Source organism: Streptomyces sp. NPDC059900 (assembly GCF_050270335.1).
Classification (GTDB): Bacteria; Actinomycetota; Actinomycetes; order Streptomycetales; family Streptomycetaceae; genus Streptomyces.
This window is the reverse complement of sequence record NZ_JBNNJZ010000254.1, coordinates 1-11,383: the sequence shown is the minus strand read 5'-3', so window position 1 is coordinate 11,383 and position 11,383 is coordinate 1. Positions and strand designations below refer to the sequence as shown.

General features: G+C 71.0%; 12 protein-coding genes. 6 read left to right on the top strand and 6 right to left on the bottom strand.

Going from position 1 to position 11,383, the window contains the following annotated elements:
- Window positions 1–94 precede the first annotated feature (94 nt).
- Together ACQKIP_RS27435 and ACQKIP_RS27430 are read left to right on the top strand one after the other, a co-directional pair.
- Window positions 95–1,264: a damage-control phosphatase ARMT1 family protein gene (locus tag ACQKIP_RS27435; RefSeq protein ID WP_365864555.1), complete on the top strand. Its 1,170-nt coding sequence runs from the start codon at window positions 95–97 to the stop codon at window positions 1,262–1,264.
- A gap of 368 nt (window positions 1,265–1,632) precedes the next feature.
- Window positions 1,633–3,294, top strand: coding sequence for an ABC-F family ATP-binding cassette domain-containing protein (locus ACQKIP_RS27430; RefSeq protein ID WP_365864553.1), 1,662 nt, complete (start codon window positions 1,633–1,635; stop codon window positions 3,292–3,294).
- Between the two features lie 10 nt (window positions 3,295–3,304).
- Here the strand turns inward: ACQKIP_RS27430 and ACQKIP_RS27425 are convergent, their stop codons facing one another.
- The 4 genes from ACQKIP_RS27425 to ACQKIP_RS27410 all read right to left on the bottom strand — a co-directional run bounded on the left by ACQKIP_RS27425 (window position 3,305) and on the right by ACQKIP_RS27410 (window position 6,266).
- Window positions 3,305–4,549, bottom strand: a complete 1,245-nt coding sequence (locus ACQKIP_RS27425) for a hypothetical protein (RefSeq protein WP_365864551.1) — start codon at window positions 4,547–4,549, stop codon at window positions 3,305–3,307.
- Between the two features lie 61 nt (window positions 4,550–4,610).
- On the bottom strand, window positions 4,611–5,069 hold the full coding sequence (locus ACQKIP_RS27420) for an RDD family protein (RefSeq protein ID WP_365864549.1): 459 nt from the start codon (window positions 5,067–5,069) through the stop codon (window positions 4,611–4,613).
- 133 nt (window positions 5,070–5,202) lie between these two features.
- Complete coding sequence (locus ACQKIP_RS27415; RefSeq protein WP_365864547.1) at window positions 5,203–5,763, bottom strand: DoxX family protein; 561 nt, start codon at window positions 5,761–5,763, stop codon at window positions 5,203–5,205.
- A gap of 92 nt (window positions 5,764–5,855) precedes the next feature.
- Complete coding sequence (locus ACQKIP_RS27410) at window positions 5,856–6,266, bottom strand: hypothetical protein (protein ID WP_365864545.1); 411 nt, start codon at window positions 6,264–6,266, stop codon at window positions 5,856–5,858.
- Between the two features lie 84 nt (window positions 6,267–6,350).
- Between ACQKIP_RS27410 and ACQKIP_RS27405 the strand changes: the two genes are divergently transcribed.
- Complete coding sequence (locus ACQKIP_RS27405; protein WP_365864543.1) at window positions 6,351–6,722, top strand: hypothetical protein; 372 nt, start codon at window positions 6,351–6,353, stop codon at window positions 6,720–6,722.
- 33 nt (window positions 6,723–6,755) lie between these two features.
- Here the strand turns inward: ACQKIP_RS27405 and ACQKIP_RS27400 are convergent, their stop codons facing one another.
- On the bottom strand, window positions 6,756–8,312 hold the full coding sequence (locus ACQKIP_RS27400) for an alpha/beta hydrolase (protein WP_365864541.1): 1,557 nt from the start codon (window positions 8,310–8,312) through the stop codon (window positions 6,756–6,758).
- Window positions 8,313–8,552: 240 nt separating this feature from the next.
- On the opposite strand from ACQKIP_RS27400, the gene ACQKIP_RS27395 reads away from it, so the two are divergent.
- Entirely contained in the window at window positions 8,553–8,861 is a 309-nt protein-coding gene (locus ACQKIP_RS27395; RefSeq protein ID WP_365864540.1) for a hypothetical protein, read from the top strand.
- A 142-nt stretch (window positions 8,862–9,003) separates the two neighbouring features.
- Window positions 9,004–10,272, top strand: coding sequence for an aminotransferase class I/II-fold pyridoxal phosphate-dependent enzyme (locus ACQKIP_RS27390; protein WP_365864538.1), 1,269 nt, complete (start codon window positions 9,004–9,006; stop codon window positions 10,270–10,272).
- 136 nt (window positions 10,273–10,408) lie between these two features.
- Here the strand turns inward: ACQKIP_RS27390 and ACQKIP_RS27385 are convergent, their stop codons facing one another.
- Window positions 10,409–10,990 carry a GNAT family N-acetyltransferase gene (locus ACQKIP_RS27385; protein WP_365864536.1) on the bottom strand — a complete coding sequence of 194 codons (582 nt, stop codon included), beginning with the start codon at window positions 10,988–10,990 and terminating at the stop codon, window positions 10,409–10,411.
- Between the two features lie 175 nt (window positions 10,991–11,165).
- On the opposite strand from ACQKIP_RS27385, the gene ACQKIP_RS27380 reads away from it, so the two are divergent.
- The coding region (locus ACQKIP_RS27380) for a LacI family DNA-binding transcriptional regulator (RefSeq protein WP_427744369.1) at window positions 11,166–11,383 on the top strand (218 nt) is incomplete at its 3' end.

Genomic DNA, 11,383 nt, shown 5'->3' with positions numbered 1-11,383 from the left:
CATGTAGATGTACCTCTGAAACGTGGGGGATAGAGGGGCCGGTCACCGTAGACCGCTCCACCCTTGAGCCGTCAAATGGTGAGACCCTTCAGCCATGGCAGAAGAAGTCGACGCCCCCGTCATCCTGAGCAACGCACCCGGTTCCTTCTCCAGGAGCGTGCTCGCCGAGCGGCACCCGGCGCTCATCAAGAAGGTGCGGGACGCCTTCCCTTACGGCCCGCGCCAGCACCGTGCCCTCGACGCCCTGCTGACGCAGGCCACGGAAGGCGTGATCGAACCGCCGGACCCCGACGCGCACGACCACGACATGTGGGCCGCCTGGAGCCGTGAGTACGTCGGCCTGTCCTGGTTCGACGTGCCCTTCCTGTGGGCCGAGAGCTACTTCTACCGCCAACTCCTGGCAGCCGTCGGGTACTTCGAGGCCGGGCCCTGGCAGGGCATCGATCCCTTCCGCCCGTTCAAGCAGGCGGAACTGCACACGGAGGAGGCCGCCGAGGAACTCGCCGCGCTCGACGCTCTCGCCCGGCGGCCCGTCGACGAACAACGCCAAGCGCTCCTCCTCGGCTCCCTGTGGGGCAACCGCGCGGACCTGGGCTTCGCCGTGGTCGGCGGCCCGGCCGGTGCCGCCGACTCGCGCCTCGTCGCCGACGACTCCGCGCTGCTGTGGTCCCTGCTGCCTGAGGGCGGCGCGGCCACGCTGTGCCTGGTCGCGGACAACGCCGGACGAGAGCTCCTTCCCGACCTCATCCTCATCGACCACCTCCTGCGGCATCAGCGCGCCGGGCGGCTCGTGCTGCACGTCAAGCCCTGCCCGTACTACGTCTCGGACGCCATGACCGCCGACGTGATCGACTGCCTGCGCCACCTGCACGGCGCGCGCGGCAGCGCGGCAGAGGTGGGCGAGCGGCTGTGGGCTGCCATGGGGGAGGGCCGGCTCACCGTCCGCAGCCACCCCTTCTCCTGCGCCCCGCTGCCGTACGCGAACATGCCCGACGATCTGCGCCGGGAGTTCGCCGACGCCGATGTGACCGTCATGAAAGGCGACCTGAACTACCGGCGCCTGGTCGGCGACCAGCTGTGGCCCGCCACCACACCGTACGAGGAGCGCACCGCGTACTTCCCCGGACCGGTGGCCGCACTGCGGACGCTGAAGTCCGACGTGATCGTCGGTCTCGACGCGCGGACCGAGGCGGGGCTCGACGCCGAGCACGGCCCGGGCTGGCGCACGGCCGGCACCCTCGCCCTGATCCAGGCACGGCGGTGACCTGCGGGGGGTGACCCGCGAGGCTGGCTTGCGGCGGTGGCCTGCGGCGCTGACCTGCGACGATGACGTAAAGCTTTGCCTTTCGCGCTCTTGGTCGTTATCGTTTCCGACGTCCTGTTGTCTCCGATAGAGGTGGACGTTGCGCATCTGAGGTTCGCGATCATCGCGCCGTACGGTTCTTGCCGTACGCCCGTCACGCCGCCGCCCGGCCCCGCCGGTGCCGCACGTGACCCCGCGTGGATGCGACCTCGGTGCATGAGCCGTCCCTCTGTCTTCAGGACCGCCGCACCTCTCTCTTTCCCGGCCGGTCGCCGCGTGGTGCTCGCATACGACGCCCCCTGCCCGCGCCTGCGACTGCGAGAACCCTCATGTCCGTACCCACCACCCCCAGCGCGTCCCTGACCTGCTCCGCCCTGTCGTTCCAGTGGCCGGACGGCACCGGCGTCTTCGACGGCCTCTCCCTCAGCATCGGCCGGGGCCGCACCGGGCTCGTCGGCACCAACGGCACCGGCAAATCCACCCTGCTGCGCCTCCTCGCCGGCCAACTGCGCCCGTCCAAGGGCTCGGTGACCGTCGGCGGCAGCCTCGCCTACCTGCCGCAGAACATCACCCTCGACACGAACCTGCGCGTCGACCAGGCCCTCGGCATCGCCGAGCGGCGCGACGCGCTGCGCGCCATCGAATCGGGAGACGTCCGCGAGGAACACTTCGAGACCATCGGCGACGACTGGGACGTCGAGGAGAGAGCCCTGGCCATGCTGGGTTCGCTCGGACTCGGCGGCGTCGGACTCGATCGCACCGTGGGCCAGATGTCCGGCGGCGAGACCGTGCTGCTGCGCCTGGCCGCGCTGCTCCTCCAGCGCCCCGACGTCCTCCTGCTCGACGAACCGACCAACAACCTCGACCTGTTCGCGCGGCGCAGGCTCTACGAAGCCGTCGACTCCTGGCGCTCCGGTGTCCTGGTCGTCGTCAGTCACGACCTCGACCTGCTCGAGCGGGTGGACCGCATCGCCGAGCTGCGCGCCGGATCGGTGAACTGGTACGGCGGCGGCTGGTCCGCCTACGAGGAAGCCCTCGCCACCGAACAGGAAGCGGCCGGACGCATGCTGCGGGCCGCCGAGGCCGACGTACGCCGCCAGAAACGCGAACTGGAGGAGACCCAGATCAAGGTGGCCCGCCGCGCACGGCACAGCAAGAAGATGGACGCCCAGCGGCGCGCCCCGCGCATCGTCGCGGGCGAGAAGAAGCGATCCGCGCAGGAGTCGGGGGACAAACTCCGGGGCCTGCACGAGGAGCGGCTCAGCGAGGCCCGCGAGCGGCGCGAGGAAGCCGCGGATGCCATCCGCAACGACGCCGAGATCCGCGTCAGCCTCCCGCACACCGCCGTGCCCGCGGGCCGCACGGTGCTGGCCCTGAGCGAACTGCGGCCCCAGTACGGCAAGTTGCAGGAAGGCAGCCTGCACGTACAAGGACCCGAACGGATCGCCCTCGTCGGGCGCAACGGCGCCGGCAAGACGACGCTCCTTCGCACCCTCACCGGCGAGCTGGCCCCGCTGTCCGGTGAGGTCAAGGCGTCCGTGCCGCTGCGGTTCCTGCCGCAGCGCCTCGACGTCCTCGACGACACGCTGAGTGTCGCCGCGAACGTCTCGCGTCTCGCGCCCGGGCTCACCGACAACCACATCCGCTCCCAGCTCGCGCGCTTCCTGTTCAAGGGCGCACGCGCCGAACAGCCGGCGGGCACGCTCTCGGGCGGCGAACGCTTCCGCGCCGCGCTCGCGGCGATGATGCTGGCCGCACCGGCCCCGCAGCTCCTGCTCCTCGACGAACCCACCAACAACCTCGACCTGGCCAGCGTCCGCCAGCTGACCGGCGCGCTGGAGTCGTACGAGGGCGCGCTCCTGATCGCGAGCCACGATCTGACGTTCCTGGAGTCGGTCGGCATCACCCGCTGGGTGCTGGTCGGGGAAGAGCTCCGGGAAACCAGCGCGGAAGAGGTCCGCGAACTTCTGGAGGCACCGCAGACGGACTGAACGGCGCCGGTCAGTCCGGGAGCTCCACCCGGACCACCGCCGTGCTCAAGTCCTCGGGGTCTTTGCCGGCGTCGTCGGGGCGACCCTCCACCGCCGCGTACAGCGCGTCGTCGGAGCCCGCGATGGCCTGCACCCCCGCGATCACGGAGGACAGCTCGCCGTCGGCCACGCGATGGACGAGCTTTCCCCGGGAGGACTCCTCAAGGAGCTTCTTCTGCGTGGCCGATGAGGCTCCCTGCCAGCGGTAGGCGCTGTCCAGGCTGGGCTTGTACGCCCCGTGCGCGTCGGTGTAGTAGACCTCGTCGCGTCCGGAAAGAAGCGTCAGGTCACCGACCCGACCGGTGGAGGAGGGGCGGGGGATCTCCGCGTCGCGAGCTCTGCCCACGCTCTCGAAGGGGCCCTTCGCCTCGGCGATCCTGCCGGGAGCGGAGGCCGCGACCAGGGGGCTGAGGGTGCCGTCGTCCTTGATGCGCACGATTCCCTCCCCGGTCCTCCAGTACAGGCCGTCCTTGCCGAGGGCGAGCCAACCCGAGTTGAAGACGTCGGTGACCAGTACGTCCCCGGCCTTGGTGCCGGGGGCCGGGTCGATGCCGTTCTGCACGGCGGGGTTGGACCGGCTGTAAGGCTCGTCGTCCCTGGGCGGGCGCCCCGCCACCAGCTCGACCCTGTCGCCCTCGACCTTGTGGACGTAGGAGGCCACGTCACCCCAGACCACCTGGTCGCCGAAGTACACGGAGCCGTCCTCGGCTACGGCCACGCCGGTGATCCGGCCGGTGCAGAACGTGCTTGCCGCCGTCCGCGCGTCGAGCTTCTCGCAGCCGCCCTTGACGACCTTGGCGGCCTTTCCCGTGGGAGTGACCTTCCACAGATCCTTCGCCGCGAGGTAGACGGACCCGTCAGGAGAAACGGCGGCTTGCTCGGCAGTGACGCTGTCCATGCCGGTGATGCCCGTTCGCTTGACGGCGCCGGAGGGTCTGCGCTGCCACATCACCATCCCGTCGTTCTCCTGGGCGAACAAGGTGACCGTGCCGTCGGGGGCGGCGGCGAGACCCGCGTACGAGCCCCGGATCGCCTGTTTGTCGTCCTTGGCGTAGATGTCATCGCCGCCACCGAGGACGAAGTCGACCCGCGGCGGCCGGCCTTCGTCGCCCGATGCCACGTTGTAGGCGGTGAATCCGGCTATGACCGCGATCGCCGCACCCGCGCCGGCCACGGTCCGGCGTCGCCTGCCGGACCAGGAGTTGAAGCCGCGCAAGGTGTCGCCTCTCGTCGCTCACGGATGTGGTGCCGCACCCGATGCCGCGCCAAGTGACGGCTCAGGAACGGATCGTCCGACGACGCACCATACGCAGTCCCACCGCGTCCTGTTGCTCCACATCGCTGTCCGTCGCCAGATGCAGCGGAACAAAGAGGACCATCCAGTAGAAGCCGAACAGCCAGCGGCCGGCGAGCCGCAGGAGAGAGGGCCGCCCGCCGTCGGTGGCGCGGACCACGCGCACACCTGTGAGCAGCTTTCCGAGGCTGGCCCTGGTCGCCAGGGTGAGCAGGGCATGGTTGACGAAGGAGACTCCGACGGCCACGCCGAGCGCGAGCCCCCACACCGCGGGGGACTGCGGCCGCAGTTCGACCACGCCGTCACTCACCTGCACGCCGGCCGCGGCACCTGCCACGAGCCCGGACGCCAGGGCGATGAACGCGTCGATGACGGCCGCGGTGACCCGGCGCGCCTGCGCGGGGGCCACATCGCGGGCGGGGGTGTGTTGCTGGTTGACCACGGCGCTGATTCCCGGCCTTCTTGCTTGTCCACTGTTCGAGGGGCGGGTCACGACGACGCCCGGGCTGCACGCTACCTCCGCCCCCACCGGGCCCGGTCCCGGTGGGGGGCGCTGAGTGGCCGGCTCAGGAGTGTCAGTCGTGCAGGGTCACCAGCACGATTGCGGCCGAGACGGCGCCCAGCGCCAGCGCGGCGACGCCGTGCGAGACGCGGTGAGTGCGCGGGACGGGCAGGACGTGATCGACGGCGAACCTGCCGGGTCCGGCAAGCGCCAGGCTCACGGCAGCTGTCAGCAGGACCAGGTCGTACTCGATGCCCGAGGGGTTGAAGAAGCCGTTGCCCCACTTCATGGCGATGGAGTTGAGCATGATGCCGAGGATGCCCGCCCCGGCGAGCGGCGTGAGCAGACCGATGGCCAGGCCGAGGCCGCAGAGCGTCTCGGTCAGACCGGCGACCGTGGCCATGGTCTTCGGAGCGGAATAGCCGTCGCTCGCGAAGAACCCGGCGGTGCCGTCGAGGCCCGCGCCGTTGAACCAGCCGAAGAGCTTCTGGGTGCCGTGCACGGCCATGGTCAGGCCCACCGCGCAGCGCAGCAGCAGTAGCCCGATGTCGATGCCGGGCTGCGAGGAGGCGCGCGGGGAGCCGGGACCGCCCGCAGGGGAGAGGTAGCTGCTGGGGGAAGCGGAAAGGGGCATGCGGATCTCTCCTGTTGGTCGATTCCATCGCTCAGGGCGATGCGGGGGTGCCGACCGTTCGGGCCGGCGGGGTGCGGGTGGAGAGATCCCGTCTACGTTCTGATGACCCGGGTTCTGTAAAGGTCCACGGATGTGGCGTCCGGGGGCGAGGCTCCGGGCAGCACGGGGGTGTCGTCCCGCGGCTCGTACGACGCGGGCGCCGCGCCGATGGTGGGTGAGCTGGTCCGCTCGGGAGCGGGCAGTGCCTCGCGCGGAGCCCTGTTCTCGCCCTCGTGACAGCCGCGGTCACCGTCACGGGCGCGGTCAGGGCCGCTGTCCCCGCCGTCGGCGTACGGGTGCGGGCCGAAGGCGGCCGCGGTCGCGCCGCGGGCTTCGGTGGCCGAAGCGGCGGCGCCGCCCGACGCACCGCCGATGCCCGGGAGGGGGACGAGGAAGAGCAAGGCCACGGCGAGCAGGGCCGTGCGCGAGGCACCGCCCTGGAGTCGTGTCTTCCGTGTGGCCATGTCCGACCGATGGTAGGCCAGGGTGAGCGGTGAGCGCAGGAGGTGCGGTAGTTGACGCACCGCTGCGTGAGCGATGCTGGGTGCATGCTGCTGCCGTCCCGTGAGAAGACCGAGCTGATCGAGGTCGTCCGCCTCACCGACCCCGTGGTGAACATGGCCTCCGCCGACCTGATAGGCGAGGACGTCGCGCTGTGGGCGGCGGACGAGGCCGCCGAAGCGCTGGCCCTGATGTCCTCGATTCCGGACGACGAGCTGCACCGCTGCTTCATGCCGGGCTGGGGGATCAGGGCGCACGGCTGTGCCGGGCTGCTGTTCCGCATGGCGTTCTGCTTCCGGTGCCACGGCGCCCGTCTGTGGGGTCCGGGTGTTCCCGCCGAGCAGGCGGGACTCCAGGGCTTCGCCTCGGAGAGCCCTGCCGCCGTGGATCTGCTCCGACGCTTCCGGGCGGCGAGCTGATTGCCCGTCAGTATCGCAAGAGACCGGGTCAGTTCACGAAGCACACGTGAAGTCGTGGGCGGGCAGGTTGCCGGTGCGCAGATAGTCGTTGACCGTCCGGTCGGCGCAGCGGACGGGCCGGTGCCCTTCGAGGCCGCGGCCGTAGACGCCGTGGGAGCGGATGTCCGCGGTGACCAGCGTTGAGCCGGTGAGCTTCTGGTGCAGGGCGACGGCCCCGTCGTAGGGGACGTTGTTGTCGCGGCGGGCCTGGAGCATCAGGACGGGTACGTCGTTGCCGATGGCCGTGCCCGGTTCGCGGGGCTCGGTCGGCCAGAACGCACACGGGGCGATCATGCCGTTGACGTACGGGCCGAACACGGGCTGCGTGGCGCGGCTGCGCACACTGTTGTCCCAGTACGTCTCCGGGTCCTTCGGCCAGCCGCCCGCGGGCCAGCCGCCGTCGCCGCACATGAAGAGCGCCCCGCCCACCATGCTGTCCGCCAGTTCGGGCGAAGCGAGCAACTCCAGCATGGCGGCGAGCTCGGGGCCCGGTTCCACCGGCTTGCCCGCTGCCGCGTCGACCAGGTCACGCACCATCGCGGCCAGCATCGGATCGTTCTCGGTGTGCTGGACGGGCTGCTTCAACAGCAGCCGCAGTACGGGGGCGTTGAGGCGCATCCCGCCGACGCCGACCGGCCGGTGTTCGGCCCCGGCGAGCAATCGCTCCACCTGCGTGCGGACCCGCGAGGCCGTGCGGCCCAGGCGGTAGGTGTCGTGGCGCCGGGCGGTCCAGGCGGCCCATTCGTCCAGCGCCTCCTCGGCCGGTGGGCCGGAGCTCTGGAACAGTTCGTACTGGGTGGCCGCGGGGTTCGTCGAGGAGTCGATGACCATGCGGTCGGTGCGCCGGGGGAACAGCTGGGTGTAGACGGCGCCCAGGTCGGCGCCGTAGGAGATGCCGTAGTACGAGAGTCTGCGCTCGCCCAGTGCGGCCCGGATCACGTCCATGTCCCTGGCCACATTCCGGGACGACGCGTGCGGCAGCAGTTCCGTGTTGTCGCCGTGTTCCCGGCAGCGCCGTGCCGTCTCCCACGCGTCCCGCACCGATGCGTCGAAGTCCGCGCGGGGGTTGGTCGCAGGTGCGGGCGGGCTCGGCGGCCTGGATGGTGCGCAGGTGAGGGGCGAGCTCTCGCCGAGGAACCGCGGGTCGAAGCCGATGAGGTCGAAGTCGTCCGCGACGCTCTTCAACGCGGGCCGCAGCGCGAGGGTGTTGGCAAGTCCGGTGCCGCCGGGGCCGCCGGGATTGGACAGCAGGATCCCGCGACGGTGTGCCGTCGACTTGGCCTTGATGCGCGAGACCGCGATCTGGAGGGTGCGGCCGCCGGGCGCGGAGTAGTCGAGAGGAACGGTCACCTTCGCGCACTGCGCCCCCGCGTCGTTCAGCTCCTTCTGTGCCTTCGAGCACGGGCCCCAGACCGGCCGTTGGTGCTCGTAGGCCGAGGGCGGGCGCTGAGTCCCGGTGGGAGCGGCCGCCGTCGAGGGTATCGCTCCGGCGAGCAACCCGGCCAGGCTCAGGGTCAGTCCGGCCGCGAGTGAGGGGGTGACGCCGCGCATCATGCTCCTTGGGTTCGACAAGGCACCGACCGGGTCGAGTGGTTCGCCGGGATGGATCGAGTGGTTCGACAGGATGAACGGAGTCGACGCTAGGAGCCCGGGCGGCGGCGGAACATCAGGGCACCGGGCCAATGCCTGCGGGGGCTAACCCCCGCCTCCCGGGCCGGCGCTCTGCTACTCACTCGAACGTGAGTAGCAGTCCCCATGCGAGGGCCTCCCCGCGCCGCCTAGCCTTCGGCCATGATCACTGCGTCAGCGGGCAGGCGTCCGGGCACGGTGCCGCTGGTGCTCGGTGCTGTCGCCGTCGTGCTGCTCGGCTGCCCCTTGCTGCCGGAAGCCGTCCCGCCGTGGATCCGCTTCGCTCCCGTATACGCCGTGGTGCCGCTGGGTGTCTGCGCGATCGTCTTCGGTGTCAGTGACCTGTTTGGGATGCGGGGAGACGGGGCAGCCGACCGTCGCCGGGCGCGAGCCGGAGTTGTGCTCGGCACCGTGGCCATCCTGGTGCCGCTAGGCTCGGTCCTCTGGGCGATTTCGGTCCTCGGACCGTGACGAGCACGGCGTGACGAGCGCCACCTGCCAGGAACGGGCAGGTCATCGCTTTGTATCCTCGGCTGGCAGCGCCGACGCCCCCGTCGCCGCCGAGGCAGCCCACCGGCCCCGGCAGCGCCGACAACGTAAGGACAGACACATCATGACCACCGAGCTGAGCCCCGACTCCCTGACCGGGCTCCTTGAGCGTGCCCGCCAGGACTACCAGGACCTCGCAGGACGCGGGCTCTCGCTCGACCTCACGCGCGGCAAGCCGTCCCCGGAGCAGCTCGACCTCTCCGAGGAGCTGCTGAGCCTGCCGGGCGGGCGGCACACCTCCGCGGACGGCACGGACGTACGCAATTACGGCGGGCTCCAGGGTCTGGTGGAGCTGCGGGAGATCTTCGCGGACGTGCTCCAGGTGCCGGCGGAGCAGCTTCTCGCGCTCGGCAACTCCAGCCTCGAGCTGATGCACGACTGCATCGTGCACGCCCTGCTGAGCGTGGTGCCGGGCGGAGAGTCCCGCTGGGTGGACCAGGAGCGGATCGCCTTCCTGTGTCCGACTCCGGGATACGACCGGCATTTCGGGCTCTGCCAGCGGTTCGGGATCGACATGATCCCGGTGCCGATGACGGCCGGGGGCCCGGACATGGACGCCGTGGAGCGGCTCGTCGCCGAGAACCCGAAGATCAAGGGCATCTGGTGCGTGCCGAAGTACAGCAACCCCGACGGTGTCTCCTACAGCGACGAGACCGTGGCCCGCCTCGCCGCGATGCAGACCGCCGCGCCCGATTTCCGGATCTTCTGGGACAACGCGTACGCCGCCCACCACCTCACCGACGAGCCCGTCGAGATCGCCGACCTGCTCGCCGCCTGCGCGGACGCGGGGAACGCGGACCGCGTCTTCGTCTTCGGCTCCACCTCGAAGATCACCGCGGCGGGAGCGGGTGTCGCCTTCTTCGGCTCGTCGCCCGCGAACCTGAAGTGGCTGCTCGCCAACAACGCCAAGCGGTCGATCGGCCCCGACAAGATCAACCAGCTGCGTCACGTGATGTTCCTGCGGGACGCCGAGGGCGTGCGGGCCCACATGGAGCGCCAGCGCGCCCTGCTCCAGCCGAAGTTCGAGGCGGTGGCCCGGATCCTGGAGGCGGAGCTCGGCGGCACCGGCCTCGCCCGGTGGACCGACCCCAAGGGCGGCTACTTCGTCACGCTCGAAGTGCCCGACGGCTGCGCCAAGGAGGTCGTACGCCGTGCCGCGGAGGCGGGCATCGTGCTGACCCCGGCCGGCGCGACCCACCCGTACGGCGACGACCCGCGCGATGCCGTCATCCGCGTCGCGCCCAGCTACCCGAGCCTCGCCGAGCTGGAGCAGGCCATGCAGGGGCTCACCACCTGCGTGCGGCTCGTGGGGTACGAGCAGCGGGTCAGCTAGATCCGACGCCCCGGGAAAGGGGTGACGGAGGAGGGGCGCTGCCCGCCGTGATCGTCGATCACCGGCACGGGCAGCGCCCCTCCTCCGGTTCATGTGTTCCTGCGGGCAGCTTGATCCGCAGGGCGCGGGACCAGGGCTATTCGGAGCCGACGGAGCGGGGCCCGGGGCCGTCGAGCACCATCTCGTGCTCCACCTTCGAGGGATCGCCCTTCACGGGGGCGGTCTTGCCCGAGCGCGCGAAGCCGTACCGCCGGTAGAAGCTCTCGGCCCGCGCGTTGTCCTCGTGGACGTACAGGCGCACGCGCGCCACCTCCGCCACCGACCAGGACCAGTCCACGGCCGCCTCGAAGAGCGCGTCGATCGCGCCGCTGCCGCGGTGCTCGGGGCGGACGAAGACACCCACGAGATGCGCCTGGCGCTGCTCCACGGTCCCGCCGAACACGTCGTCGCTGCCCGCGTCCTCGACGAGCGCGGTCACCGTGCCGCTCCAGGTGCCGTCCGGGCCCTCGGCCACGAACTGACGCACCCGGGTTCCACCCGCCGCACCCGCGGCCCGCTCCTGCCAGAAGGAGTCCGGCTGCGCGGCGGCCTGCTCGTACGTGTCGAGAAAGGCGATCGGCGCCGCCGGGTCCTGCAGCGCCAGGAGCCGCAGCTTCTTCACTTCGGGCCACTCGTCGGCACGTATCGCACGGACGGCATGGCGGGAAACCTCGTTCATGCTGCCGCACCCTACGGGACCCATGTTCCGGGGCGCCGCTGTATTTCCCCAGGTCCCCGCGCCCCCTCGGGCAGGGGGAAGAAACTTCGCCGCACCCCTTGACCGCCGCTCCCACGCCGCGCACAGTACTCGTTAATGCGCATAACTAATACGCATTAATGACGGAGGGGCAGTGGTGGACGAACCCAGGAAGCGCGCCGGACGAGGCCGGGCGCCCGGCTCGGCAGGGCGCACGGGGCGGCCGCGCCAGGCGGAAGTCGCCCGGCTCGCGGGGGTGTCGCAGGCCACGGTCTCGCTGGTGCTCGCGGGCAAGAAACAGGGCATCGCCATCTCGGACGAGACCCGGCAGAAGGTGCTCGACGCGGCCGCCGGCCTGGGCTACGTACCCGACCC

What these genes read in the sequence shown, in the direction of transcription:
- ACQKIP_RS27435 (WP_365864555.1), top strand. Translation starts at nt 95, where the DNA reads ATGGCAGAAGAAGTCGACGCCCCCGTCATCCTGAGCAACGCACCCGGT.
- ACQKIP_RS27430 (WP_365864553.1), top strand. Translation starts at nt 1,633, where the DNA reads ATGTCCGTACCCACCACCCCCAGCGCGTCCCTGACCTGCTCCGCCCTG.
- ACQKIP_RS27415 (WP_365864547.1), bottom strand. Translation starts at nt 5,763, where the DNA reads ATGCCCCTTTCCGCTTCCCCCAGCAGCTACCTCTCCCCTGCGGGCGGT.
- ACQKIP_RS27410 (WP_365864545.1), bottom strand. Translation starts at nt 6,266, where the DNA reads ATGGCCACACGGAAGACACGACTCCAGGGCGGTGCCTCGCGCACGGCC.
- ACQKIP_RS27405 (WP_365864543.1), top strand. Translation starts at nt 6,351, where the DNA reads ATGCTGCTGCCGTCCCGTGAGAAGACCGAGCTGATCGAGGTCGTCCGC.
- ACQKIP_RS27400 (WP_365864541.1), bottom strand. Translation starts at nt 8,312, where the DNA reads ATGCGCGGCGTCACCCCCTCACTCGCGGCCGGACTGACCCTGAGCCTG.
- ACQKIP_RS27395 (WP_365864540.1), top strand. Translation starts at nt 8,553, where the DNA reads ATGATCACTGCGTCAGCGGGCAGGCGTCCGGGCACGGTGCCGCTGGTG.
- ACQKIP_RS27390 (WP_365864538.1), top strand. Translation starts at nt 9,004, where the DNA reads ATGACCACCGAGCTGAGCCCCGACTCCCTGACCGGGCTCCTTGAGCGT.
- ACQKIP_RS27385 (WP_365864536.1), bottom strand. Translation starts at nt 10,990, where the DNA reads ATGAACGAGGTTTCCCGCCATGCCGTCCGTGCGATACGTGCCGACGAG.